Source organism: Faecalibacterium taiwanense, assembly GCF_036632915.2.
GTDB lineage: Bacteria > Bacillota > Clostridia > Oscillospirales > Ruminococcaceae > Faecalibacterium > Faecalibacterium taiwanense.
Window position 1 is genome coordinate 2,675,772 of record NZ_CP155552.1, and the last position, 24,744, is coordinate 2,700,515.

The 24,744-nt window shown below is 53.6% G+C and carries 23 protein-coding genes and 5 pseudogenes; 27 read left to right on the forward strand and 1 reads right to left on the reverse strand.

Annotated features, from left to right (window positions below; translation table 11 throughout):
• Window positions 1-7: 7 nt before the first annotated feature.
• The 27 genes and pseudogenes from PXT33_RS13205 to PXT33_RS13340 all read left to right on the forward strand — a co-directional run bounded on the left by PXT33_RS13205 (window position 8) and on the right by PXT33_RS13340 (window position 24,239).
• Window positions 8-583 (forward strand): PcfB family protein, encoded by a 576-nt coding sequence (locus PXT33_RS13205; protein WP_350339885.1) that lies wholly within the window; start codon window positions 8-10, stop codon window positions 581-583.
• Window positions 525-989, forward strand: a pseudogene (locus PXT33_RS13210) (type IV secretory system conjugative DNA transfer family protein); the annotation flags it as partial. The gene PXT33_RS13205 and the pseudogene PXT33_RS13210, both read left to right, overlap by 59 nt.
• A 111-nt stretch (window positions 990-1,100) precedes the next feature.
• A pseudogene (locus PXT33_RS13215) lies at window positions 1,101-1,355 on the forward strand (recombinase family protein); the annotation flags it as partial.
• 153 nt (window positions 1,356-1,508) lie between these two features.
• Window positions 1,509-1,817 carry a DUF6050 family protein gene (locus tag PXT33_RS13220; RefSeq protein ID WP_332376758.1) on the forward strand — a complete coding sequence of 103 codons (309 nt, stop codon included), beginning with the start codon at window positions 1,509-1,511 and terminating at the stop codon, window positions 1,815-1,817.
• Window positions 1,818-1,943: 126 nt separating this feature from the next.
• Window positions 1,944-2,192, forward strand: a complete 249-nt coding sequence (locus PXT33_RS13225; RefSeq protein WP_117570518.1) for a hypothetical protein — start codon at window positions 1,944-1,946, stop codon at window positions 2,190-2,192.
• Window positions 2,185-2,945 (forward strand): annotated as a pseudogene (locus PXT33_RS14870) (phage antirepressor KilAC domain-containing protein). The gene PXT33_RS13225 and the pseudogene PXT33_RS14870 overlap by 8 nt, the downstream one beginning before the upstream one ends.
• A 46-nt stretch (window positions 2,946-2,991) precedes the next feature.
• Window positions 2,992-3,846: a DUF6017 domain-containing protein gene (locus tag PXT33_RS13240; RefSeq protein ID WP_332376850.1), complete on the forward strand. Its 855-nt coding sequence runs from the start codon at window positions 2,992-2,994 to the stop codon at window positions 3,844-3,846.
• A gap of 127 nt (window positions 3,847-3,973) precedes the next feature.
• Complete coding sequence (locus tag PXT33_RS13245; RefSeq protein WP_005934796.1) at window positions 3,974-4,465, forward strand: PcfB family protein; 492 nt, start codon at window positions 3,974-3,976, stop codon at window positions 4,463-4,465.
• Between the two features lie 11 nt (window positions 4,466-4,476).
• Window positions 4,477-6,230 (forward strand): annotated as a pseudogene (locus PXT33_RS13250) (VirD4-like conjugal transfer protein, CD1115 family).
• A 131-nt stretch (window positions 6,231-6,361) separates the two neighbouring features.
• Complete coding sequence (locus PXT33_RS13255) at window positions 6,362-6,577, forward strand: Maff2 family mobile element protein (protein WP_005934794.1); 216 nt, start codon at window positions 6,362-6,364, stop codon at window positions 6,575-6,577.
• Between the two features lie 39 nt (window positions 6,578-6,616).
• Window positions 6,617-7,486: a VirB6/TrbL-like conjugal transfer protein, CD1112 family gene (locus PXT33_RS13260; protein ID WP_007046101.1), complete on the forward strand. Its 870-nt coding sequence runs from the start codon at window positions 6,617-6,619 to the stop codon at window positions 7,484-7,486.
• Between the two features lie 13 nt (window positions 7,487-7,499).
• The gene (locus PXT33_RS13265) at window positions 7,500-8,069 is read left to right on the forward strand and encodes an MT-A70 family methyltransferase (protein ID WP_007593032.1); all 570 of its coding nucleotides are present in this window, start codon (window positions 7,500-7,502) and stop codon (window positions 8,067-8,069) included.
• Entirely contained in the window at window positions 8,057-8,545 is a 489-nt protein-coding gene (locus PXT33_RS13270; protein ID WP_332376759.1) for an XF1762 family protein, read from the forward strand. Before PXT33_RS13265 ends, PXT33_RS13270 begins: the two co-directional genes overlap by 13 nt.
• Window positions 8,514-8,894: a PrgI family protein gene (locus tag PXT33_RS13275; RefSeq protein ID WP_117452847.1), complete on the forward strand. Its 381-nt coding sequence runs from the start codon at window positions 8,514-8,516 to the stop codon at window positions 8,892-8,894. Before PXT33_RS13270 ends, PXT33_RS13275 begins: the two co-directional genes overlap by 32 nt.
• A 1-nt stretch (window position 8,895) precedes the next feature.
• A complete protein-coding gene (locus PXT33_RS13280) occupies window positions 8,896-11,295 on the forward strand; it encodes a VirB4-like conjugal transfer ATPase, CD1110 family (RefSeq protein WP_332376851.1) in 2,400 nt (799 codons plus the stop codon).
• 17 nt (window positions 11,296-11,312) lie between these two features.
• Window positions 11,313-11,888: a nitrogen fixation protein gene (locus PXT33_RS13285; RefSeq protein WP_332376760.1), complete on the forward strand. Its 576-nt coding sequence runs from the start codon at window positions 11,313-11,315 to the stop codon at window positions 11,886-11,888.
• Between the two features lie 28 nt (window positions 11,889-11,916).
• Window positions 11,917-12,870 carry a site-specific DNA-methyltransferase gene (locus PXT33_RS13290; RefSeq protein ID WP_332376852.1) on the forward strand — a complete coding sequence of 318 codons (954 nt, stop codon included), beginning with the start codon at window positions 11,917-11,919 and terminating at the stop codon, window positions 12,868-12,870.
• Complete coding sequence (locus tag PXT33_RS13295) at window positions 12,870-15,077, forward strand: CD1108 family mobile element protein (RefSeq protein ID WP_332376761.1); 2,208 nt, start codon at window positions 12,870-12,872, stop codon at window positions 15,075-15,077. Before PXT33_RS13290 ends, PXT33_RS13295 begins: the two co-directional genes overlap by 1 nt.
• 16 nt (window positions 15,078-15,093) lie before the next feature.
• The gene (locus PXT33_RS13300; protein WP_006573549.1) at window positions 15,094-15,330 is read left to right on the forward strand and encodes a DUF4315 family protein; all 237 of its coding nucleotides are present in this window, start codon (window positions 15,094-15,096) and stop codon (window positions 15,328-15,330) included.
• Window positions 15,323-16,102 (forward strand): DUF4366 domain-containing protein, encoded by a 780-nt coding sequence (locus tag PXT33_RS13305; RefSeq protein ID WP_332376762.1) that lies wholly within the window; start codon window positions 15,323-15,325, stop codon window positions 16,100-16,102. Before PXT33_RS13300 ends, PXT33_RS13305 begins: the two co-directional genes overlap by 8 nt.
• Window positions 16,099-18,168 (forward strand): DNA topoisomerase 3, encoded by a 2,070-nt coding sequence (locus PXT33_RS13310; RefSeq protein WP_332376763.1) that lies wholly within the window; start codon window positions 16,099-16,101, stop codon window positions 18,166-18,168. The genes PXT33_RS13305 and PXT33_RS13310 overlap by 4 nt, the downstream gene beginning before the upstream one ends.
• Window positions 18,165-18,923, forward strand: a complete 759-nt coding sequence (locus PXT33_RS13315; RefSeq protein WP_332376764.1) for a phosphoadenosine phosphosulfate reductase — start codon at window positions 18,165-18,167, stop codon at window positions 18,921-18,923. Before PXT33_RS13310 ends, PXT33_RS13315 begins: the two co-directional genes overlap by 4 nt.
• Before the next feature lie 16 nt (window positions 18,924-18,939).
• The gene (locus tag PXT33_RS13320; RefSeq protein ID WP_332376765.1) at window positions 18,940-20,814 is read left to right on the forward strand and encodes a DUF3849 domain-containing protein; all 1,875 of its coding nucleotides are present in this window, start codon (window positions 18,940-18,942) and stop codon (window positions 20,812-20,814) included.
• Window positions 20,815-20,826: 12 nt separating this feature from the next.
• On the forward strand, window positions 20,827-22,020 hold the full coding sequence (locus tag PXT33_RS13325; protein ID WP_332376766.1) for a DNA mismatch repair protein MutS: 1,194 nt from the start codon (window positions 20,827-20,829) through the stop codon (window positions 22,018-22,020).
• Between the two features lies 1 nt (window position 22,021).
• A complete protein-coding gene (locus tag PXT33_RS13330) occupies window positions 22,022-22,237 on the forward strand; it encodes a transposon-transfer assisting family protein (protein ID WP_332376767.1) in 216 nt (71 codons plus the stop codon).
• Window positions 22,230-24,021: pseudogene (locus tag PXT33_RS13335) on the forward strand (antirestriction protein ArdA). The gene PXT33_RS13330 and the pseudogene PXT33_RS13335 overlap by 8 nt, the downstream one beginning before the upstream one ends.
• Window positions 24,018-24,239 carry a hypothetical protein gene (locus tag PXT33_RS13340; protein ID WP_035394658.1) on the forward strand — a complete coding sequence of 74 codons (222 nt, stop codon included), beginning with the start codon at window positions 24,018-24,020 and terminating at the stop codon, window positions 24,237-24,239. The pseudogene PXT33_RS13335 and the gene PXT33_RS13340 overlap by 4 nt, the downstream one beginning before the upstream one ends.
• 141 nt (window positions 24,240-24,380) lie before the next feature.
• On the opposite strand, the gene PXT33_RS13345 is transcribed toward PXT33_RS13340, so the two are convergent.
• The gene (locus PXT33_RS13345; protein WP_006573527.1) at window positions 24,381-24,710 is read right to left on the reverse strand and encodes a helix-turn-helix domain-containing protein; all 330 of its coding nucleotides are present in this window, start codon (window positions 24,708-24,710) and stop codon (window positions 24,381-24,383) included.
• Between the last annotated feature and the right edge of the window lie 34 nt (window positions 24,711-24,744).

A 24,744-nucleotide genomic window follows, 5' to 3' on the forward strand; every position in this document is an offset into this window, starting at 1 on the left:
GATGGCAGTGCAGGAAGAAATCGAACAGAAATCATTCAACATTATGATCTCTACCACCAAGCTGTCTGCCCGGACCGTTCTCCGGGCGGTAAAAGCGGCGTTTCGGCTGTACCAGTCCAAGGCATCCCAAGGCAAGCAGAGCGTCCGCACCCTTCTGCGGCAAAACCGGGGTGTGTCCAGCGTGGAGATCAGCAAGACCGGCATTCGTGGGCTGGAACGCTATGCCAAAAAGTACGGCATCGACTATGCCATCCGCAAGGACACCTCCGAGGTGCCACCCCGGTATCTGGTCTTTTTCAAAGCCCCGGATGCAGAAGCATTTCAATCAGCGTTCAAGGAGTATTCGGCATCTCTGCTGAACAAGGACAAACGTCCCTCGGTGCTGGCACGATTGCAGGAGCTGGTGCAGGCGGCGGCAGAACTCCCGGTAAAGTCCGGCACAAGGAACAGGAGCGTGGACTATGACCACGAAAAAGCTGACAAAGTTGCTGGCGCTGTATCTGCCCTATCTTCTGCTGGCGCTGGTGGCAACCAACTTTGGCGAAGCGTGGCGGCTTGCCGAGGGCAAGGAGCTGGGCGATAAGATCATGTCCATGATAGGCACCATCCCGGTGGCATTTGCGAACCCTCTGCCCAACCTGCATCCGCTTGACTTTCTGGTGGGTTTGTGCTGCGGCGCAGGGTTACGGCTGGCGGTCTATCTGCGTGGTAAAAATGCCAAAAAGTACCGCCACGGCATGGAGTACGGCTCTGCCCGGTGGGGCACGCCCAAGGACATTGAACCGTTCATGGCTCCAAAATTTGAGGATAACATCATCCTGACCAAAACAGAACGGTTGATGATGTCCAATCGTCCGCCTGACCCGAAAAATGCACGAAACAAAAACGTACTGATCGTCGGCGGCTCCGGCAGCGGCAAGACCCGGTTTTGGCTCAAGCCGAACCTCCTGCAAATGCACAGCTCCTATGTCGTCACCGATCCGAAGGGCTATAATGAACAAGGATAAAACAAAGATGCGTTTACAAAAGGATAAAAATATCGTATCTTTGTTACATATCAAGCAACCAAACCCCAACCAAAAAACAAAGAAGGTGAAACTATGGCAAAATCCAACCAAGGAAAAATCACGGCTCTGTATGAACGGCTTTCCAGAGATGATGAACTGCAAGGTGAATCCAACAGCATCCTGAACCAGAAAAAGTATCTGGAAGACTACGCCCGCAAAAGTGGTTTCAACAATATCAAACATTTTACTGATGATGGCTACAGCGGAACAAACTTCAACCGCCCCGGCTTTCAGTCAATGATTGCCGAAATCGAAGCTGGGCATATTGCAACGGTCATTGTAAAAGATTATTGTGCGATAATAGGACTAAATCAGAAAGACCTTGAAAATCAAGGCCTTCTGGCTTAGTCCCTTCTTTTTTTGACCGAAAACAAAGGACTTTCACAATAATCAAGCAAGCCGGAGTGTGCCGCTGCACACTTCCGGCAGAAGGAGGATATAGTGGGTGCTATCAAAGTCTTCTTGAAGGAGGTTCTGCTTCCAATCGCGCTTGCGTTCTGCCTCGCGTCATTTCTCAAGCCGATCTATATGCCTGACGGCGTATGTGACTACTTCCTTATGTGGATCTGCGTCGGCTTGCCATTCGGCATCCGGAGGATGTGCCTCTGGCTCGTTCCCAGCGACTACGGTATCTCCGGCTCAGTCGGCATCTTCGCATTGAACTTAATCATAGGCGGTCTTATCGGAGGACTTGCCTTCTTCATCGGGCTGCTGCTCGGTGTCATTCATACCATCCGAGAAATCATCTGAACTACATCGTAAACGAAGAGGGTTTGTTTCTTCTCCAATTTGGAGTAAGAAGCAAACCCTCTTTTTTTGTTGCCCAAAAGCCGGAATATTTGCTGGCGATGCGGCGAAGGAAAGGAGTTTTTAAGCATGAAACGCATGACAGCCGGTGATCTGCAAGCACTGGAATTGCTGATGCAGACCATACCCGGCTTTGAGCATTTTGACAGCGGCGCGGATGGCATTCTCCCTGAGTGCCGAAGCTGCCGCTTTCACCGTCCTCACTGGAAATATCAGTCCTGCGTGTTTGCAGAGTGTCCCTACTGCTGCAATCCCGTTTCTACACTCAAAAATCAAAGTGGCACATCTGATGCCGGAAAGGAAACCTGTCATGGATAACAAAATCGAAGTCTTCAAGAATGAACAGTTCGGTGAGGTGAGGACGATCCTCGACGGAGAAACACTTCTGTTCTGCGGCTCAGATGTTGCAAGAGCATTGGGATATGCCAGACCCGGCAAGGCAATTATTGACCATTGCAAGGGTGTCCTAAAACGGGACACCCTTACGAGCGGCGGTACGCAGTCCCTTTCCTACATTACGGAGGGTGATGTTTACAGGCTAATTGTCCATAGCAAACTCCCTCGGCGGAAAGATTTGAACACTGGCTGTTCGATGAGGTTGTTCCCATGATCCGCAAGACCGGCTGCTACATGACGGAATCCCTGCTGGACCGCATTCAGAAGGAACCGGCGGTCATCATAGAGCTTGCGCAGACCTTGCTCAAGGAAACGAATCGCGCCAATGCCCTTGAAGCGGAGCTGGGCATCGCAAGACCGAAAGCCGATTACTTTGACGCCTTCGTCAATCCAGATGACTGCACCAACATTCGCACCACGGCGAAGGAACTGAAAATCCCGGAGCGCAAGTTCGTCAAATTCCTGCTTAACGAAGGGTATCTGTTCCGCTCTCCCTCCGGTCAGCTTCTTCCCTACAACAAGAAGAGCAACGAAGGACTCTTCATCGTCCGGGATTTCGTGACCTTCCGCTATACCGGCTCTCAGACCTACTTCACCCCGAAGGGCAAGAACGTCATCCGCATCCGCTACTTTGGAATCTGCGGCGTTGAAGTATCTACGGAAATGGCAGGGTGATCATGTGTCAGTCTATCGCGTCAATAAAACCCGTGACTTCACGGTCATGGGCAATACCCACCTGAGAGATAAGAACCTCTCCCTCAAAGCAGTCGGTCTTCTCTCAAAGATGCTGTCCTTCAACGACGGCTGGCAGTTCTCCACCCGTGGTCTTGCGGCACTCTGCAAGGAAGGTCCCGACGCCATACTTTCGGCACTCAAGGAGCTTGAGGAAAACGGCTACCTTGTCCGTCACCGTGGCAGAGATGATAAGGGCAGAATGGTCAGCACGGAGTTCAACATCTATGAGATGCCGCAAGCCGGTTTGCCACACAGGGATAATCCACACAGGGAAAATCCCGATGTGGAGAATCCAGACGTGAAGAATCCCCATAGGGAAAATCCCGCACAAAGAAATACTATCCAAGTAATTACTCAAGAAAGAAATACTCTCTCAAAGAACTATCAATCCATCAATCTTGATGTGATGGACAGGATGGATGAGCGAAGCGAGTATGAAGAGATTATCAAAGAGAATCTTGACTACAACATTCTCTGTCAGGATCCGAAGTTCGATAAAGACCGCTTCCGGGAGATCATGGACATCATGCTGGATGCCGTCTGCTCTACCGCTCCGACCATCCGTATCAATGGCGAGGATATGCCGCAGCAAGTGGTTAAGTCCCGCTTTCTCAAGCTGAATAGCAGCCACATAGAGTACGTTCTGGAAGCAATGAACAAGAACCCGTCAGACATCCGTAATATCCGGGCGTACCTGTTGACCGCTCTGTATAACGCCTCTCTGACGATAGACAATTACTACTCCGCGCTCGTCAATCATGACTTCTACGGGCAGGACAGATCGGCAGGGTCAAAGAAGCCGAAGACCTACGATTATAGCCTTTGTGAAGACACTCTTTAATGAATACATCGTGAGCAATGCTCGGAAAGGAGGACAGTGTAAATGAAAATCATCTGTCGCCGGATTGTGCCGCCTTAGCTGAGGCAGCATTCCCTCAATCATTTCAAGGAAAGGAGGTATCACTGCAATGCAGGATGAAGTCAACACCAAAGTTGTTGCAATCATGATCAAGGGCGGCAAAATCTCAGCCGAGGTGCTGAAAAAGGCACTGGACAAGTTCGTGCAGGAGATTGAGAAGGCGCAGAAGCAGATGCAGCAGCCAAAAACCTATCGCGGCAAGCAGTCCATCAAGCATCTGATGAGCCAGAACGCCGCCATCTCCAACATCGAAGTGACGGACGGCAACATCAAGTCCTTTGAGCGAACAGCCAGTAAATACGGTCTGGACTTTGCGCTCAAGAAGGACGTTTCCGTTGAGCCGCCCAGCTATCTTGTCTTCTTCAAGGGACGAGATGTTGATGTTATGACCGCCGCGTTCAAGGAGTTCTCCGCCAAAACCGTCAAGCAGAAGGAACAGCCGTCCATCCGGCACAAGCTGGATCAGGAGAAAGCCCAGAGCAAGGCACAGCACAAAGAGAAAGTCAAGGTCAAGACCAAGGATCGGGGTGTGGAGCTGTGAACAAACCCGATATGAAGAAGCTCATTCTTCTGAACCTTCCGTATGTCTTCGCCTTCTACTTTGCGGATAAGATTGCCGCCGTATTTCGTCTCGCTCCCGGCACAGAGTTCATCGACAAGCTGACAAACGGCTTTGCCGTGTTCGGCACTGCCTTTGCAAATCCGCTTCCCAGCTTTCATCCCGTCGATCTGCTCGTCGGTCTGGTTGCCGGTGCGCTGCTCAAGCTGGCGGTCTATGTCAAGGGCAAGAACCGCAAGAAGTTCCGGCAGGGCGAAGAATACGGATCTGCACGATGGGGTAAGCCGGAGGACATCAAGCCGTACATGGACCCGGAGTTCTCGAACAACGTCATTCTGACGCAGACGGAGTTCCTGACCATGAACAGCCGTCCAAAGCAGCCGAAATACGCCCGCAACAAGAACATCCTTGTCATCGGCGGTTCCGGCTCAGGCAAGACGCGCTTTTTGTAAAACCAAATCTGATGCAGATGCACAGTTCATACGTTGTCACCGACCCGAAGGGTACGGTGCTGGTGGAGTGCGGCAAGATGCTCGAAAAGGGCGGCTATGTCATCAAGTCGCTGAACACCATCAATTTCCGGAAATCCATGCACTACAACCCTTTCAGCTACATCCGCAGTGAGAAGGACATCCTCAAGCTGGTCAATACGATCATCGTCAATACGAAGGGAGACGGCGATAAGTCTGGCGAAGATTTCTGGGTCAAGGCGGAAAAGCTCTACTACACAGCTCTCATCGGCTACATCTGGTACGAGGCACCCGACCACGAGAAAAACTTTACTACTCTGCTCGAAATGATCAATGCCTCGGAAGCCAGAGAGGACGATGAGACCTTCAAGAACCCCGTGGATGTCATGTTCGACGAGCTGGAAGCCCGCGACCCTGACCACTTTGCGGTCAAGCAATACCGCAAATACAAGCTGGCGGCGGGCAAAACCGCCAAGTCGATTTTGATTTCCTGCGGTGCAAGGCTTGCGCCCTTCGACATTGCAGAGCTGCGGGAGCTGATGAGCTACGATGAGATGGAACTGGACACCATCGGAGACCGGAAGACGGCGCTGTTCGTCATTATTTCCGATACCGATGACACCTTCAATTTCGTCGTGGCGATCATGTATTCTCAGCTCTTCAACCTTCTCTGCGACAAAGCAGATGACGTTTACAACGGACGGCTTCCCGTCCATGTTCGCTGTCTGCTGGACGAGTTTGCGAACATCGGTCAAATCCCGAAGTTTGATAAGCTCATCGCAACCATCCGAAGCCGGGAAATCTCGGCGTCAATCATCTTGCAGTCCCAGTCTCAGCTCAAGACCATCTACAAGGATGCGGCAGACACCATCACAGGCAACTGCGACTGCACACTTTTTCTTGGCGGCAAGGAAAAATCCACGCTCAAGGAAATCAGCGAGGTGCTGGGCAAGGAGACAATCGACCTTTACAACACCTCGGAAACCCGATCCAACAACAACTCCTATGGCTTGAATTATCAGAAGACCGGCAAGGAGCTGATGTCTCAGGATGAGATCGCCGTCATGGACGGAGCCAAGTGTATTTTACAGCTTCGAGGCGTGAGACCTTTTCTCAGTAACAAATACGACATCACGAAGCATCCAAAGTACCGGCAGCTCTCCGACTATAACAAGCGGAACGCCTTTGACATCGAGAAGTACCGGCAGCACAAGCTGGTAGTCAAGCCCGATGACACATTCGACCTCTATGATATGGGCGAGGTCGAAGCGGATTAAAGCCCCGTCGCTGCACTGCGCAGTGGGTAAAGCCTGATGGCTCCCAAAGCAGAACAGCGACGGGGCTTCTTTTTTTATGCCCATTTTCAAAAACACACAACCAATCTTTTTCAAATCAAGGAGGAAAATCTATGGCTTTCATCAATCAGGCTGTCACAGTTCTTCAGACGCTCGTTATCGCCCTCGGCGCAGGTCTCGCAGTGTGGGGTGTTGTCAACCTCATGGAAGGCTACGGCAACGACAACCCCGGCGCCAAGTCTCAGGGCATCAAGCAGCTCATGGCTGGCGGCGGTGTGGTGCTGATCGGCACGACCCTCATCCCCCTGCTCTCCGGTTTGTTCGGCTAATCCACGGCAAGCCCAGCTTAACCGAAGGGTGGTGAAATATTGGGCAGCATTTTAGAAAAGATCGAACAGGCTCTCAAGGATATGCTGATCGGATGGATCGAGAGCAACCTGACCAATATGTTCACCGATGTCAACGAGAAGGTAGGAACGATTGCCGCCGAGGTCGGGCAAACTCCGTCCGGCTGGAACGGCGGCGTGTACCAGATGATCCGGGGACTATCCGAAAACGTGATAGTCCCCATCGCTGGTATCATCATCACCTTCGTTTTGTGCTACGAGCTGATTTCCATGATCACCGAGAAAAACAACCTTCACGATATGGACACTTGGATGTTCTTCAAGTGGTTTTTCAAGGCGGCTGTGGCGATCTATCTCGTGACGCACACGTTTGACATCGTGATGGCAGTATTCGACATCGGGCAGAACGTTGTTTCCGGTGCAGCAGGAGTAATCCACGGCAACACCAGCATTGATATTGATTCGACGATTGCGCAGATGCGTACCGGCATGGAGAACATGGGCGTAGGAGAACTGCTCGGTCTGTCAATAGAAACGCTTCTGATCAGCCTGTGCCTCAAAATCATGGCGATCCTCATTACGGTTATTCTCTACGGACGCATGATTGAGATTTACTGCACCGTGAGCATCGCGCCTATTCCCATCGCAACCATGAGCAACCGCGAATGGGGCAGCATCGGCACGAACTATCTGAAAGGCTTGTTCGCTCTGGCATTTCAGGGATTTCTCATCATGGTCTGCGTCGGCATCTATGCAGTGCTGATCAACGGCATGATCATCGCAGACAACATTCATTCGGCTCTGTTCTCTGTGGCAGCGTACACGGTTATTCTGTGCTTCTCGCTGTTCAAGACCGGAAGCCTCGCAAAATCCATTTTCCATGCGCACTAAGGAGGTCGGCAGCATGAAGAAGTACAGCATCATCTACGCCGATCCCCCTTGGGCGTATCGGACTTACTCCAAGAAGGGACAGGGACGGTCGGCAGAAAGCCATTATCCGACGATGTGCATTGAAGACATCAAGGCACTTCCGGTTGGCGAACTGGCTGCGAAGGACTGCGCTCTGTTCCTCTGGATCACGTTCCCGTGCCTCTGTGAAGCACTCGAAGTGCTGACGGCATGGGGCTTTTCCTATAAGACCGTGGCTTTTGTATGGGTGAAGCAAAACCGCAGGAACGATGACCTCTTCACCGGCATGGGGTATTGGACAAGGGCAAACGCGGAAATCTGCATCCTTGCCACAAAGGGACACCCGAAGCGAGTTGACGCCGGTGTGCGTCAGGTCATCCTCAGCCACATCGAAGAGCATTCCAAAAAGCCGGATGAAGCGCGAGAGCGCATTGTTCGGCTCATGGGAGACCTTCCCCGCGTAGAGCTTTTTGCCCGTCAATCTCCCGAAGGCTGGGACGTTTGGGGCAACGAGGTCGAATGCACGGCTCATCTTCCTATGGAGGAAACACCATGCTGCGGCTAAGACCCATCTCTCTTCGAGACGCCAACGAGTATGTCCGGCAGCATCACCGGCATCACAAGCCGGTTGCCGGTCACAAGTTTTCCATCGGCTGTGAAGCAGGCGGTGAGCTGGTCGGCGTGATCATCGCCGGGCGTCCCGTCAGCCGGTATCTGGATGACGGCTTCACATTGGAGGTTACAAGGCTATGCACCAACGGAGAGAAGAACGCTTGCAGCTTTCTCTACGGCGCGGCGGCAAGAGCTGCTGCGGCTATGGGCTATAAGCGCATCATCACCTACACACTGGAAAGTGAAAACGGTGCAAGCCTTCGGGCTTCCGGCTGGATCTGTCAAGGCAAAGCGGGTGGGCTTCGCTGGACGGGCAAGCGTCAACCGAAGGAGGATCAATATCCCGCACAAATGAAGCTGCGCTATGAAAAGCAGCTTAGAAAGGAGGAAACAGTCAATGGCATTTGTTCCGGTCCCGAAGGATCTTAACCGCGTCAAAACGAAGGTCATGTTCAACCTGACCAAGCGGCAGCTCATTTGTTTTTCCGTCGCTGCGGCAGTCGGCGTCCCGATCTTCTTTCTGGCGAAGGCACATCTCGACTTGTCTACGGCGGCAATGCTGATGGTGGTTATCATGCTCCCGTTTATCTTCTTCGCGCTTTACGAGAAGGACGGTCAGCCCGCCGAAAAGTATCTGTACCACATCGTACAGTCCATGTTCATCCGGGACAAGGTGCGTCCCTATCGCACAAACAATCTCTACGCTGAAATTCAGCAGAAAATCAAAGAACAGGAGGAATTGCAGCTTGAACAACAGCACAGCAAAGGCAAAGCCTAAGATGACGGTCAAAAACGGCGTCGTTTACGGCGACGCCCTTTCCGCTCAGGAAAAGAAGCGGATCGTCATGCAGAAGAAAAAGGACAGGAAGGCAAAGAAAGTCCGCAAGTCCGCCCAGCAGACCATCCCCTATGTGGAGATGTGCCGCGACGGTATCTGCAAGGTGAACAGCCGCCTCTACACGAAGTCCATCGCCTTTGAGGACATCAACTACCAGCTTGCGCAGAACGAGGACAAAACCGCCATCTTTGAGAACTGGTGCGACTTTCTGAACTACTTCGACAGCTCGATTTTCGTCCAGCTCTCCTTCATCAATCAGAAGGCAAGTCTCAATGAGTTCCGCAAGCGCATCAACATTCCGGCACAGGAGGACGCCTTCAACGACATCCGCTCCGAGTATTCCGGTATGCTGCAAAGCCAGCTCACCAAGGGCAACAACGGACTGGTCAAGAAGAAGTACATCACCTTCGGCATTGAGGCAGACTCACTCCGCACCGCAAAGCCGAAGCTCGAACGCATTGAAACCGACATTCTCAACAACTTCAAAACCCTTGGTGTGAGAACCGAACCGCTGTCCGGCTATGAGCGGCTGAAAGTGCTTCATGATGTATTCAACATGGACACCAATGAGCCGTTCCGCTTTTCCTTCGATATGGTTGCCCGAACGGGACTCAGAACAAAGGATTTCATCGCGCCCACTTCCTTTGACTTCCGTGAGGGCAAGTGCTTCAAGATGGGCAAAACCATCGGCGCGGTGAGCTTCCTGCAAATCCTCGCGCCGGAACTCAATGACCGTATGCTTGCCGACTTCCTTGAGATGGACAGCAACATCACGGTCAATTTTCATATCCGGACGATTGACCAGGCGAAGGCAATCAAGAGCATCAAGTCGAAGATCACCGACCTCGACAAAATGAAGATCGAGGAACAGAAAAAAGCAGTCCGCTCCGGCTACGATATGGACATCATCCCGTCCGATCTCGCCACCTTCGGCGGTGAGGCAAAGCGTCTGTTGCAGGATCTCCAGACCCGCAATGAGAGACTGTTCCTTGTGACTATCCTCATCATGAACACGGCAACCAATCGCCAGAAGCTCGAAAACGCGGTATTCCAGACCGCTGCCATTGCCCAAAAGTATAACTGTGCGCTCAAGCGTCTTGACTTCCAGCAGGAAGAGGGGCTGATGTCCTCTCTGCCTATCGGCGTCAATCAGGTGGAGATCGAACGCGGACTGACCACTTCCAGCACGGCGGTTTTCGTGCCGTTCACCACGCAGGAGCTTTTTCAGGGCGGCGAAGCTCTCTACTACGGGCTGAACGCACTGTCCAACAACATGATCATGGTGGACCGCAAGCAGCTCAAGAACCCCAACGGGCTGATCTTGGGTACGCCCGGTTCCGGCAAATCCTTCTCCGCCAAGCGCGAAATGACGAACGCCTTCCTCATCACGGAGGATGACATCATCGTCTGCGACCCCGAAGCCGAGTATTTCCCTCTTGTGCAGAAGCTCGGTGGTCAGGTCATCCGCATTTCGCCGGTCAGCACGGACTACATCAATCCGCTGGACATCAACACGAACTACTCCGAAGAGGAAAACCCGCTGACGCTGAAATCCGACTTCATCCTCTCCATGTGTGAGCTGATTGTCGGCGGCAAGGACGGCTTGCAGCCGGTTGAGAAGACCATCATTGACCGCAGCGTCCGCATGGTCTATCAGGAGTTCCTTGCAGACCCCAAGCCGGAGAAAATGCCGATCCTCGAAGACCTCTACAACATTCTGAGAAATCAGAAGGAACCGGAGGCACAGCGCATCGCAACTGCCCTTGAAATCTATGTTCACGGCTCTCTGAATGTCTTCAATCACAGAACGAATGTGGATGTCAACAATCGCTTCGTCTGCTATGACATCCGCGAACTCGGCAAGCAGCTCAAGAAGCTCGGTATGCTGATTGTGCAGGATCAGGTTTGGAACAGAGTTACCATCAACCGCGCCCAGCACAAGGCAACTCGCTACTACATGGACGAGTTCCACCTTTTGCTGAAAGAGGAACAGACCGCCGCATACAGCGTGGAAATCTGGAAGCGTTTCAGAAAATGGGGCGGCATTCCGACCGGCATTACCCAGAACGTCAAGGATCTGCTTGCGTCCCGCGAGGTGGAGAACATCTTTGAAAACTCGGATTTTGTCTACCTTCTGAATCAGGCATCCGGAGACCGGCAGATTCTCTCGAAGGCGTTGAATATCTCGCCCAGCCAGCAGAACTACATCACCAATTCCAATGCCGGTGAGGGGCTGATCTTCTATGGCTCGACCATCGTTCCCTTCAAGGACGATTTCCCGAAGGACACCCAGCTTTACCGCATCATGACCACCCGCTTAGAAGAAACCGTACAGAACTGATAGGAGGATTTTTGAATATGAACAACAAGATGATTACCATTCCCTATGCGGACGCTATCGAATACGGAGAGAACACCTCCGCGCTGTTTAAGGCTCTGTGGGAGCTGACCGATCTGATCCGACTGGAAAGCGACCTCAAGAAGCATCACCGCGCCTACCTCCATGTGAGGGAGGACATCGACGAAAAGGTCAAGGAAGCGCGTCAGATTATGACCAAAGTATCTGTGGATATGATTGGTTTCTACCTCAATGTTGATGTTTCTGAGTGCAGCAACAGCGATGAGAATACCCCTTTCGTTGACGCGGGTGATGATGAAACCGTATCTATCCCCAAGGACAAGTATGAGCTGATGATCGACGATTTGCTCACGATGTCCGAAATCATCCAGTGCGTTGCGGATATGCGCACGCAGGATGTGAAGGCAATCCGCGAGTTCGGCAAGTTCGTTCCCGCCTTCGCTGCCTTTGAGAAGAACCGCCTGAGCCTCTATCGTGAGGCGGCGAAGGAAGCCGAGGAAATCTTTGACCGTTGGGCGGACGAGATTGACGATTTCGACGAGGACTACGAGCCGGACGAGTTCTTCTCTGACTGAGCCGTCCGGCTCTCAAAGGAAGGAGCTGATACCCATAGAGTTTGACACCATTCATACCGGCGATTGCCTTGAAATCCTGAAAACTCTGCCCGATGACAGCGTTCATTGCTGTGTGACATCCCCTCCGTATTACGCGCTCCGCGATTACGGCGTGGAAGCTCAGATCGGCAGAGAGACAACGCCGAAGGAATATATCTCGCGCCTGACGGAAGTGTTTACCGAAGTCAGGCGCGTTTTGCGTCCGGATGGGACGCTCTGGCTGAACATCTCGGACACTTACGCTGGGAAAGGCAATCAGGGCGATTTTGTTGACCCGAAGAACCCCAACGGCAGAAACGGTCAGGCTGTGGCTCTCAACAACAAGGTTGAGGGCTGCAAGCCGAAGGACATGATCGGCATTCCGTGGATGCTGGCTTTTGCCCTCCGCGATACCGGCTGGTATCTGCGCAACGACATCATCTGGATGAAGGATAACCCCATGCCGGAGAGCGTGAAAGACCGATGCGCCCGCTGCTATGAGCATATTTTCCTGTTCTCCAAGTCCAAGAAGTATTTCTTTGACTACAGGGCAATCTCCGAGCCGATTGCTCCCGCAACGGCAGAACGCCTCAAGCGCGGCATGAAGGGCGGCAACAAGTACGGCAAGCCCGTTCCCGGTCAGCCTCAGCCGCAATCCATCAACCGCCCCCGTGAGCATGGCGCGATCAAGGACGCAGACATCAATCCGCTCCGCAACAAGCGCGATGTCTGGAAGATCAACACCGTCCCCTTCAAGGGCGGTCACTATGCCGCCTACCCTCCAAAGCTGGTTGAAACCTGTCTTCTCGCCGGTTGTCCAGAAGGCGGCATTGTGCTTGACCCCTTTATGGGAAGCGGCACAACCGGCATGGTTGCCTCACAGATGGGGCGTCATTTCGTGGGCATCGAGCTGAACCCTGAATACACCGAGCTTGCCTACAAGCGGATTGGAGGTGAAATCTGATGCCCAGGGAACCGGAACTCAAAGCCCGCGACAAGGTAGTCGTGCGGATGACGCGGGAGGGCGCGGTTGAGGAAAACCTGATGGCTGGCACCGAACAGCGTGTGTCAAAGCGGCTGGAAGAGGCAGAGTTGGTAAAGCTCACTGAGACAGCCGAGCCTTCCGAAGCTCTTTCTGCGGAGGAACAGAAAAAGGTGCAGATGCGCCGTCAGCAGCGTCAGTTTCAGACGGAACACGCCGAAGATAACGACACACAGCCGCCCTCGGAAACGTCCGTCACAGAAGAGAAAAGGGCAGAAAATTCACCCCAGAATGTACCCGAACCGCTGCCTGTGTCAGAGACTCCGTTCAAGCCTCCAACTTTAGAGCAGCACGGCGTTTCTTCTCATACCGGCACGGTGATTGCCGAAACGGTTGTCACACACAAGCTGCGCAAGACCTCGGCAGTGGAGGCAGTGGATGCGGATGCCGTTCTCTCCCAAGCGGCAGAGACTTCCTCCGCAAAGCCGGTCTCGGACGATGCCGTCCCGCCCACGAAGCGGATGCAGAAGCTCGAAAGGAAGTCCGAGAAGGCGCATGAACGTCTGGATGCCGCCCGTGAAAAGCTGCCCACGCACAAGGTTCTCAAGAAAGAGCGCGTCTTTGATGAAGAGACCGGCAAGGGCAAAACCCGCCTTCATTTTGAGGATGAGCTGAAAAAGCCCAAGAGCAAAGGCAAGCTGCAATTTGAGGCAGATAAAACCGTCCGCAAGGTCGGTGACACCCTTGCTTCCGGCATTCACGGCAAAATCCATGAGGTCGAACAGGAAAACACGGCGGTTGAGGCGGCGCATAAAACGGAGATCGCCGCTGAGACTGCCGCTCGGCATTTCAGTCATCATCGGGAAAAGAGCATCAACAAACCTTATGAGAAGGTCTCTAAGCTGGAACATAAGGCGGATGCTGCGGATGCGAAGCTCCAATATGAGAGAAATCAGCAGGAGCATCCTGAGATGAAGAAGCAGAACATGAACAAGCACTACCAGAAGCAGAACATCAAGAAGGAATATGCCGCCGCTCGAAATGCCGGTTCTCAGACTGCCGGGACTGCCACAAAAAGCACCGGCAAGAAGCTCGGTGAGAAGGCGTCCGACAAGATCAAGGAGTTCTTTGAGAAGAACAAGAAGGTCTTCATCTGGATCGGCGTCGGAATTGCCCTTCTCGTTTTGCTCGGTGCTGGAATCAGCTCGTGTTCGATGCTCACCTCTACCGGTTCGTCGGTTATCGCTTCCTCCTATCTCAGCGAGGATGATGCGATGCTGGGCGCAGAAGCGCAGTATTGCCAAATGGAGCAGGAGCTGCAACGCTATCTCGACACCTACGAAAGCACTCACAACTATGATGAATACCACTTCGATCTGGATGATATTGAGCATGACCCCTATGTGCTGATCTCCATTCTCTCGGCTCTCCATGAGGGCGAGTTCACGCTGGATGAGGTGCAGGGTACGCTCCAAATGCTGTTTGAAAAGCAGTATATCCTCACCGAAGAGGTCATCATCGAAACCAGATACCGCACGGAAACCGACACATGGACGGACGCAGACGGCAACACGCACACGGAAACCTATCGCGTCCCGTATGACTACTACATCTGCAACGTGAGGCTCGAAAACTTCAATCTCTCCCATGTCCCGGTCTACATCATGTCTCAGGAACAGCTTTCCATGTATGCGACGTATATGTCGGTGCTGGGCAACCGCGAGGATCTGTTCGGTGACTCTCCCTATGTGGACAAGTACATCACCAATCCGCCCGCTGACTACGATGTCAACCCGGAATACCTGAACGACGAGAAGTTTGCAGCGCTGATTACCGAGGCGGAAAAGTATCTCGGTTATCCGTATGTGTGGGGCGGCTCCAATCCCGACACGTCCTTTGACTGCTCCGGCTTCGTCAGCTATGTTCTCACGAACAGCGGTCTTGTGAATACCGGACGGCTGGGCGCACAGGGGCTTTACAATGTCTGTGCGCCGGTCTCAAAGGCGAATGCACAGCCCGGTGATCTTATCTTTTTCGTCGGGACGTATGACACCCCCGGCGTGTCTCACGTCGGCATCTACGTTGGTGATGGGGTCATGATCCACTGCGGCGACCCCATTCAGTACACATCCATCAACTCTTCCTATTGGCAGCAGCATTTCTACGCCTTCGGAAGACCCGCCTATTAAAAGAAAGGAGTTTTGCATGAATCCCAAGTATCAGAAGGTCCTCTCTGACATCGAGAAGGCTGAAAAGAAGAAGTCCGAAATCGAAGGACAGCTCAAGGAGCTGTACGACAAGAAGACAGAGCTGGAAAACCTTGAAATCATCAATACTGTGCGCTCTATGGTGATGGACAAGGATCAGATCATGGCATTCCTGTCTTCCATGAAGGGCGGCACCAAGCCCGCTGAAAATACGGAGGTAATCGACAATGCGTAAGAAGTTTCGTTTTCTGACCATCCTTGCGGTCTGCGTCATGGTTCTGTCCTGCTTCTCGGTGACGGCGTTTGCCTACGCCGATGATACCGAGCAGAACCTTCCCGTTACGGAGGCAACCCAGCCGGAACAGCAGCCTGAGACTACTCCCGCGCCGGAAAAGCCGAAGGGTGAGCCGATTGACGATGAGGGCAACGCCTACACCCGCGACTTGCTCTATGATAAGGCAACCAACAAGCAGTTCATCACAGTCCAGACGAAGAGCGGCAACACCTTCTTCATTGTCATCGACTACGATGCGCCCATCAATGAGGACGAGGAACAGTACCAGACGTACTTCCTGAACATGGTCGATGAAAGCGATCTGCTTGCGCTGCTGGACGAAGATACCGCGGCTGCTCTGACCACCTGTAACTGCAAGGAAAAGTGCGCTGCCGGTCAGGTCAACACCGACTGCCCGGTCTGCAAGAATAACATGAGCGAATGCACCGGCGCAGCTCCCGCTATGCCTGAGCCGGACAAGGACGCAGAAACCGACGTCCCTGCTCCCAAGCCTGAAAAGAAATCCAATGTCGGTATGGTTCTTATCGTCTTCATCCTTGTTGGAGCTGCGGGCGCGGCGTATTACTACATCAAGTTCGTCAAGGGCAGAAAGCCCAAGGACGAGGATCTGGACTTCTTCGACGATGAAGGCTACGAGGAAGAGCCGTACATCAACGAGGATGAAGAGCCGCAGATTGCGGAGGATGTTGAAACGGACGGTGATGAGGATTGATCTTAGTCATTGCCGAAAAGCCCAGCGTTGCCCAGTCCATTGCAAAGGTGCTGGGCGCAACGTCCCGCAAGGACGGCTACATGGAAGGCGGCAATTACATCGTTTCGTGGTGCTTCGGACATCTGGTGGAGCTGGCAGACGCCAGCTCCTACGATGAGCGGTATGCCAAGTGGCGGTATGACGATCTTCCCATTGTTCCGGAAAGCTGGATGTTTGAAATCACGAAGGAAAAAGCCCAGCAGTTCAAGGTGCTGTCCTCTCTCATGAAGGACAAGCGCGTCACTGAGCTTGTCTGCGCAACCGATGCAGGACGCGAGGGTGAGTTGATCTTCCGGCTGGTCTACAACAAAGCCGGATGCACCAAGCCCTTCAAGCGTCTGTGGATCAGCTCGTTGGAGGACTCCGCCATCCGCGAAGGCTTCAACCATCTCCGGGACGGCAAGGAATATGACCGTCTCTATGAAGCGGCACTCAGCCGCTCGAAGGCAGACTGGATTGTCGGCATCAACGGCACCCGCCTTTTCACCACGCTCTATCATAAGAAGCTGGTGGTCGGGCGCGTCCAGACGCCGACCCTTGCAATGCTGGTGGAGCGTGACGGGAAAATCTCAACCTTCCAGAAGGAGAAGTATTTCAACGTCCACGTCGGCAAGGGCGATCTGACCGCCGATCTGGAAAAGGTCAAAACCGAAGAGGAAGCAAAAAGAATTGCGGCGGCTTGCGAGAAAAAGCAAGCCGTCGTTTCTTCTCTCAAGTGGGAGACGAAAACCGTCAATCCTCCGAAACTCTATGATCTGACTACCTTGCAGCGCGAGGCTAACCGCTACTACGGCTTCACCGCCCAGCAGACGCTCGATCTCGTACAAACACTCTACGAAAAGAAGCTCCTGACCTATCCGCGCACGGACAGCCAGTTTATTACGGATGATATGGAGGACACCGCCCGTCAGGTCATTTCTATCGTCTGCCGCCAGCTTCCGCTTTTCTCCGGTGTTTCGGTTACTCCGGACATTTCCCGCGTAACCGACAACAGCAAGGTCACAGATCACCATGCCATTCTCCCGACCGTCCAGCTTGAAAAGCAGGATGTTTCCGCACTCCCTCAGTCGGAGCAGAAAATTCTCAATCTTGTCGGGATGCGCCTTCTGTGTGCGACCGGCGAGAAGCACACCTACGCAGAAACGCAGATCTCGCTCTCCTGCGAAGGCTATGCGTTCAAAACCAAGGGTAAGACCGTTGTTCAAAACGGCTGGAAAGCCGTCGAAGAGCTGTTCAAGGCATCCCTCAAGACAAAGGAAAAGGACGATCCCGTGAAGTCCCTGCCCGAAGTCCACGAGGGCGATATTCTGGATAGCGTGTCCGCCAGTGTTACGGAACACTTCACGACGCCTCCGAAGCAGTACACGGAAGACACGCTCCTGTCTGCGATGGAGACTGCCGGAAACGATCAGTTCGACGATGACACCGAGAAGAAAGGTCTCGGCACTCCCGCAACCCGCGCCGGTATCATTGAAAAGCTGGTGAAATCCGGCTTTGCAGAGCGTAAAGGAAAGTCCCTCATTCCAACGAAGGACGGCTGCAACCTTGTCTGCGTCCTGCCGGAACAGATCACCTCTCCCGCAATGACGGCGGAATGGGAAAACACGCTCATGGAGATTGAGCGCGGCAATGCGGATGCAGACGCCTTCCTCAGCGGCATTGTCCAGATGACCGGGGATCTCGTGAAAGCCTACCCGTTTCTCTCCGATGCCGAAGCCCAGCGTTTCGGCACGGGTAAGGAGGAAATCGGCAAATGTCCCCGCTGCGGCTCTCCGGTCTACGTCGGCAAGGGCAATTTCTACTGCTCGAACAAGGAATGCTCCTTCTGCCTGTGGGAAGACAACAAGTTCTTTTCCAGCAAGAAAAAGAAGCTGACCAAGAGGATTGCAAAGGAGCTGCTGGACAAGGGCTGGTGCCGAGTGACCGGGCTTTACACGCCGAAGAAGCCCCAGCTCTACGATGCAGTGATCCAGCTGGATGACTGCGGCGGCAAATACGTCAGCTTCAAGATGGAGTTTGATCGATGACCCGCCCAAAGTATGTTGCTTCATGCAGCGGAGGCAAAGACAGCGTAGCGACGCTTTTGCTGGCTGCGCAGCACAACGAGCCGCTGGACGAGGCGGTTTTCAGCGAAGTCATGTTCGACAAAGACACAAGCGGCGAAGTCCCGGAACACCGGGACTTCATTTATGACCGGCTCAAGCCCTTCTGCGAAAAAGAGTTGGGCATCAAGTTCACCATTCTCCATGCGGACAAGACCTACGATGACGTGTTCCATCATGTCATCACCCGCGGACCTCATAAGGGCGAGGTTCGCGGTTTTGCGTGGGCTGGAATGTGCGCGGTCAATCGGGACTGCAAAATCCCGCCCGTCCGCAAGTACAATGCCGCGCTCTCGCCGGACACTGTGAGCTATGTAGGTATCGCGCAGGATGAGCCAAAACGCCTTGCGCGTCTGGACGGTGTGAAGAAGGTCAGTCTGCTTGCCAAGTACGGCATGACGGAGGCGGACGCCTACAAGCTCTGTCAGGAACACGGGCTGCTTTCCCCGATCTACGCTCACTGCCGAAGAAACGGCTGCTGGTTCTGTCCCAACACAAGCGACTCGGAGCTGCTGCACATGGTCACAAAGCACCCGGATATGTTTGATCGGCTGATTGAATGGGAGAACGAGGATAACATCTTCCATCGTCGGATGACGCGCAGAGAAACCCCGTCTGAGGTAAAGGCTCGTTTACTGAGCAAATCCCAGACGGGGTTTTCTTCGCACAAAAGCAAATAAGAAATGGAGGTTTGAGATGGCTGAAAACAAAAATGCACAGCAAGTCCGCGAAATCACGGACAAGCTGGAACAGGGCATCAAGGAGCTTTTTGAATCCGAGCGGTTCAAGGAATATCTCCGCACGATGTCCAAGTTCTACAACTATTCCTTCAACAACACGCTGCTCATTGCGATGCAGAAGCCGGAGGCAACCTATGTTGCCGGTTATACCTCGTGGCAGCGCAACTTTGACCGTCAGGTCATGAAGGGCGAAAAGGGCATCAAGATTCTTGCACCCGCGCCGTACAAGGCGCAGGAAGAGCGCGAGAAAATTGATCCTGTGACGCAGAAGCCGGTGATCGGTGCAGACGGAAAGACTGTCACGGAAACGGTCGAAGTCCTGCGTCCTGCCTTCAAGGTGGTCAGTGTCTTTGATGTTTCCCAGACGGACGGCAAGGAGCTTCCGGACATTATCGTCGATGAGCTGAAAGGCACCGTCGAAAACTACGAGGCGTTCTTCGACGCGCTCAGGCAGGAATCTCCCGTCCCTATTTCCTTTGAGGATATTCCGGGCGGCGCAAAGGGATTCTTCTCTCCGGTTGAAAGCCGTATTGCCATTCAGGAGGGCATGAGCGAAATCCAGACGGTCAAAACCGCCATTCATGAGATCGCTCACGCCAAGCTCCATGCCTTCAAGCCTGACGAGAAAGCCGCTCCCGAAGATAAGAAAGATCGTCACACCAAAGAGGTTGAGGCAGAAAGCGTAGCCTACACGGTTTGTCAGCGTTACGGCATTGAAACCTCGGACTACTCCTTTGGCTACATCGCCGGTTGGTCATCCGGCAAGGAAACCAAAGAGCTGAAAAGCTCTCTGGACACTATCCGCAAGACGGCGGCTGAGATGATCGAGGGCATTGACGCCAAGCTCAAGGTACTGCTGGCAGAGAAAGCGCAGTCCGCAGAGAAAGATACCGAAGCGCCCGCAGAGCCGATGCCGGAAGCACCCATTTACCGTGAGACGGCAAATTACGCCTATGAAGCCGGTGAGATGGAAGCATATCGCGCCTCCCTTGCGGCAAACGAGGAATGCCGCAGGGCGATTGAAGCGGCGATCAGCTCTAACTACGGTGATAACCGTCTGGATGCGGATGCTGCCGTGAAAAGCGTCCTTGAGCAGTTCTCTCCGGAGCGCGTCCGATATGTCCTTGCAAACACCATTCAGCAGAAAGACTTCGACGGGCGCATTCCGCAGCCCCTCAAGGAGTGGGCAAAGAGTGTTGAGGTCTGCCCGGAGAATGCCTCCCGCTTCCTTGTGGATAAACCCAATCCCGGACTGACGGCACTTTTCGTGGATGCGTTCCGTCAGCAGACCGAACCTAAGAAGGAAGTCGCTTCTGAGAAAACAGGGGAAAGAGACCCGGAGGTTGTTGCGTGGGAGAACGATGAGATTACCTCTATTGAGGTAAAAACCGTGGAGGTCAAGTCTCCCTTTGCCCCCTTGCCGGAGGAAGCGGCAAAAGCACCGAAAGCGCACCGCCTGACTGCCGAAGAGAAGGAGATCAAAGCCGCCGTCATGGATACGCTCAAGGGGCAGATTGCCTATAACAACGACGGTATGCGGGCGTCCTATCGCGCCTCTAACCATTCCTTCAATCTGCTGGCACGGAACGGCGTCAGGATCGAGGGCAACACGGTTACGCAGAATGGCGAGCCGCTGTTCAAAATCCATCGCCGTCATGCGACGCGGAAAACGCAAGGCTGTTACCGTGAGCTGATGCCGACGCTGGAATACGTCAAGCAGGAGCAGAAACAGGAAAAGCCCTCCATCCGTGATCAGCTCAAAGCTGCCGCGAAAACGCAGCCGGAGAAGAAGTCCCCGGTCAAATCCAAAACGCACGACATGGAGTTGTGAGAAAGGAGACGCATGAAGAAATACACAGACGTTGACATCATTGCGGAGCTGCAGAAGCTCGTGGACGATCATGTAGACAGCTACAAGGAAGACTTCGACATCGACAAGCGTATCATCCGCCGCGCTGCCGAAAGCCGGAGTCCCGAAGACAAAACACTGATGTGGTTCTGCCGTCCGCATGGAACGCACTGCCTCAATGAAAATCAGGTCTTTATTCAGGGAACGCGGGATCACAACACCTTCCGTTTCTATGCGGAACAGACCTACGACGAGTGCATTGCCCGCGTCATCATCCCGAAAGCCGTTAAGCGCGGCAAGGCCTTCGGAGATGTCTTTGAGATCAACTACCGGGAACAGGCGGCAAATGTGGCGCAGAACGCGGTTGCGCCGGATCATGACCGGTTGACCTTCGCAGACGGCTATGTGCTGGACGCACCCTGCCGCAGTAGCTTCGATGCAGCAATGGCTCTGGTCGGTGAGCATGGCGGCGTCAAAACCCACCAGACGCTCCCAAAGGATGCGGAGGCTCTGGCGGAAGTGCTGTCCAAGCAAAAAACCCGCCGTGACAGACTGCCGGATGCAGGAAGGACAGAGACGCTTTCGCCTCTGCCCGTTGCAGAACTTCGGAAGTACGAGGCGGTCAAAAAGGCTCATCCCGACGCGCTGGTCTGCTTTGCCCAGAACGGCTATTTTGAGCTGTACGGCAAGGACGCGGAAAAAGCCGCGCCCTTGCTCGGCACGAAACTCCTTGAGAAGAAGGTGCGCGGCAAGCCCTCCATGCCGGTGACTGGCTTCCGTGAAGCTGCGTGGGTAGCAGCATCTAAGAAGCTCTGGCAGTCCGGCGTGGATGTCTTTCTCAGCAAGGACGGCGAGACCTTCAAGGAACTCAAAGCCGCAGATTACATTCCTGTCGGCGCGACGCTGAATGTGGACGGCATCAAGTGCAGAATCGACGCCGTTGATTTTTCCGCCGATGAAGTCCGGCTGACCAACATCGAGGACAAGAACCGCCCCATCCGCTTTTCGGAAAGCATCCAGTATGTCCGCTCCTATGTGGAGGATGCCGGAACTGCCATCTACGACACCATCCCGAAGAAGCCCGCTGCCCGTGAATCCATCCGTGACAAGCTGAAATCCGCACAGAAGGCACAGCCGACCCACACGCCGAAACCGCAGAAATCGAAAGGAAAGGATATGGTACTCTGATATGAAAAACTTTACCGTAGAAGAACTCAACCTGATGTGCTGCTTCAATACGTCCAGCCGCAAGCGGCTGATCGACGATATGAAGAGCGTCACCCTGAACGACATGGACAGCGAGATCGCAGAGCTGATGTATAAGACCATCCGGAAGCTCGAAGCCATGACGGACGCAGAGTTTGAGGAACTGTATATCATGCCGGACGGCATGATGGATGACTGAAAGGAGGATGCCTATGCCCGTATTAGACGGTGATTTTGAAGCCTTCGTCACAAACCTTGGCAAGTACAACGAGGGTATGCTGGTCGGTGAGTGGGTGAAGCTGCCCACCACCGAAGAAGAGATGCAGAAGGTTTTTGAGCGTATCGGGATCGGCAAGCAGGATGAGTTCGGTCAGCCCTATGAAGAGTGGTTTATTACCGACTACGAATGCCCGATCTACGGCGTCCAGAAGATGCTTGGCGAGTACGAGAGCCTTGATAAGCTCAACTACCTCGCCGCCTTGATTGACGAGCTTTCCCTGAGCGATCAGGAAAAGCTCGTTGCCATTATGGAATCTGGCTGCGATGAGGTCAGCGACATCGACGATCTCATCAACCTGACGTTCAATCTGGACTGCTACGACATCATGCCCGGTATCAACGACGAATATGACCTCGGCTATTACTATGCCAACGAAGCCGGTATCTACTCCGAAAAGGATCTCGGTCCTCTGGCAGACTACATCGACTATGAACGCTATGGTCACGACATCGCTTATGATGAACAGGGACGCTTCACCGATGAAGGCTATGTCCGCGTCGCAAGCGAACGCTGGGACAGACAGTTTAACGGTGAGCTGGACGATATTCCCGACGAATACCGGATCACCGGCTCAGGGAAGCCGCCGAGCGTGACAGCACCATCGCCGTTCTCATCGTTGAGCCGGGGAAGGAACCTTATGTGAAGGAGATTGACTCCGGGCTGGAGTCCTTGCAGCATGAAGTCGGCGGCTACATCGAGGCGATTTATCCCTACGAAGACCCGGTTGCCTTAGTCTGCAACGAGGAAGGCAAGCTGGAAGGGCTGCCCTTGAACCGCGCCCTGCGTGATGAGGACGGTGACATCTACGATGTTGTTGCCGGAACATTTATGGTAGTCGGTTTGACGGATGACAGCTTCGGCTCTCTGACCGTAGAGCAGATGCAGAAGTTCTCTGACCACTTCAAAGTGCCGGAGCAGTTTGTCAAGCTGGGCGATAAGATTGTGGCGATCCCCATGATCTCGAAGGAGCAGCAGAAGCAGGAAGCTACCGAGCAGAAGGACTTTGAGATGAACGCCGATACCTCCGGTCTGACGGTTGCCGGTCACATCGGGACGTGGCACACCATTGATCAACACGAGGTCGGCGGTCACAGCTTTTATTTGATGGAGCATGACACCTACGGCGATGAGGCGGCTTGCATCATCGTCGATGAGCGCGGCAAGCTCGTCCTTGATGATGTCTACAACGGCTTTGACGATGACACGCTCCGCCTTCTCGACCTTGAGGTCAAGGAAGTGCCGGAGATGCCCGATCCTGCGCTCTCCGTTCAGGATATGAAGGACTACGGCTACGCATGGGCTGGCGTCCTGCCCGCCGGTCAGGAGGCGGCTGAGAAGGCTTTGGAGAAGGGCTGCGAGGTTTACCGTCTCTATTCAGATAACACCGAGGGCTTGTGCGTGGATGCAAGGAGATTGCCGACCATGCGGCAAAGGGCGGAATGCTCGGTATCAGCAAGGAAAGCTGGATGGCGGCACTTGAGAAGGAAAACTACCTCAAGGCAGCGGAGATGTCGATGGAGGATGACTACGGCATGATTGATGGGATCATCAACAACGGTCCGAAGAAGGACAAGACCGCAGAGGTCAAAGCCCCCGAAAGGGGCGAAAAGTCCTCCATCATGGATAGGCTCAAGTCTGCAAAGGCTGAAAAGCAGAAGGAATGCTGCCCTCCCAAAAAGCACAAAGGAGAGATTGAACTGTGAGCAGAAGTCAGAAATGGCGGCAGGAGTGGTCGTTCTTCATCGGGGACAGCGGACGCCGGAAGTATAACCGCTTCTGCGTCCGCTGCGTCCATAGCTGCAAGCAGAGCTTCCGTGCGGATCTCATCGCCTGTCCGCACTTCTCTCGCAAGGCGGCGCAGTGTAGACAGTTAGGGGTCGAAAAAGCCTGTGATAGCAAGCCCCAGAGCGGCGCAAATTGACCAACCTAAGTGATTGTATTCCCTGCGCAGTTTCTTCTTTAGCGCGGAAATAAGTGTCGATTTCGGCACTTGTTTGAATGCCCGGAAAACGAACCAAGAGCCTCTGTCGATGCCCGTTTTGGGTGTCGGCAGAGGCTCTTTTTATGACATATTCAAAATAGCGGACAGCAGCTCTTGAACCTGTTGCCGGTATTCCGGCTTTATATCCGAAATACGTCTGGCAAGCGCAAGGGCTTCCGCTTCTGGCTCATCGGTCCCAAAGATAATTCGGTCCGCACTGACGCCCAGCAAACGGCAAAGACGCTGCAAGGCTTCAAGAGAAATACCGGAAGCACCACGCTCAATAGCGCTCAGGTGATTCGGCGTCATGCCAAGCATTTCTGAGAGCGTGTCCTGCGTATAGCCCGCCTGTTCTCTTGCCACTTGAATATTGCCGCCGATTTCAATATTGATGTCCTTCTTCTCTCGCATAGCCTCACCACCTTTGCATTTAGTGTACCTAACG

Bases quoted from the DNA above. Each gene is read 5' to 3' on its own strand.
- PXT33_RS13295 (WP_332376761.1), top strand. From the start codon at position 12,870: ATGCCCAGGGAACCGGAACTCAAAGCCCGCGACAAGGTAGTCGTGCGG.
- PXT33_RS13270 (WP_332376759.1), top strand. From the start codon at position 8,057: ATGCTGCGGCTAAGACCCATCTCTCTTCGAGACGCCAACGAGTATGTC.
- PXT33_RS13300 (WP_006573549.1), top strand. From the start codon at position 15,094: ATGAATCCCAAGTATCAGAAGGTCCTCTCTGACATCGAGAAGGCTGAA.
- PXT33_RS13240 (WP_332376850.1), top strand. From the start codon at position 2,992: ATGGGCAATACCCACCTGAGAGATAAGAACCTCTCCCTCAAAGCAGTC.
- PXT33_RS13320 (WP_332376765.1), top strand. From the start codon at position 18,940: ATGGCTGAAAACAAAAATGCACAGCAAGTCCGCGAAATCACGGACAAG.
- PXT33_RS13245 (WP_005934796.1), top strand. From the start codon at position 3,974: ATGCAGGATGAAGTCAACACCAAAGTTGTTGCAATCATGATCAAGGGC.
- PXT33_RS13345 (WP_006573527.1), bottom strand. From the start codon at position 24,710: ATGCGAGAGAAGAAGGACATCAATATTGAAATCGGCGGCAATATTCAA.
- PXT33_RS13325 (WP_332376766.1), top strand. From the start codon at position 20,827: ATGAAGAAATACACAGACGTTGACATCATTGCGGAGCTGCAGAAGCTC.
- PXT33_RS13265 (WP_007593032.1), top strand. From the start codon at position 7,500: ATGAAGAAGTACAGCATCATCTACGCCGATCCCCCTTGGGCGTATCGG.
- PXT33_RS13280 (WP_332376851.1), top strand. From the start codon at position 8,896: ATGACGGTCAAAAACGGCGTCGTTTACGGCGACGCCCTTTCCGCTCAG.
- PXT33_RS13315 (WP_332376764.1), top strand. From the start codon at position 18,165: ATGACCCGCCCAAAGTATGTTGCTTCATGCAGCGGAGGCAAAGACAGC.
- PXT33_RS13330 (WP_332376767.1), top strand. From the start codon at position 22,022: ATGAAAAACTTTACCGTAGAAGAACTCAACCTGATGTGCTGCTTCAAT.
- PXT33_RS13285 (WP_332376760.1), top strand. From the start codon at position 11,313: ATGAACAACAAGATGATTACCATTCCCTATGCGGACGCTATCGAATAC.
- PXT33_RS13255 (WP_005934794.1), top strand. From the start codon at position 6,362: ATGGCTTTCATCAATCAGGCTGTCACAGTTCTTCAGACGCTCGTTATC.
- PXT33_RS13305 (WP_332376762.1), top strand. From the start codon at position 15,323: ATGCGTAAGAAGTTTCGTTTTCTGACCATCCTTGCGGTCTGCGTCATG.
- PXT33_RS13275 (WP_117452847.1), top strand. From the start codon at position 8,514: ATGGCATTTGTTCCGGTCCCGAAGGATCTTAACCGCGTCAAAACGAAG.
- PXT33_RS13225 (WP_117570518.1), top strand. From the start codon at position 1,944: ATGAAACGCATGACAGCCGGTGATCTGCAAGCACTGGAATTGCTGATG.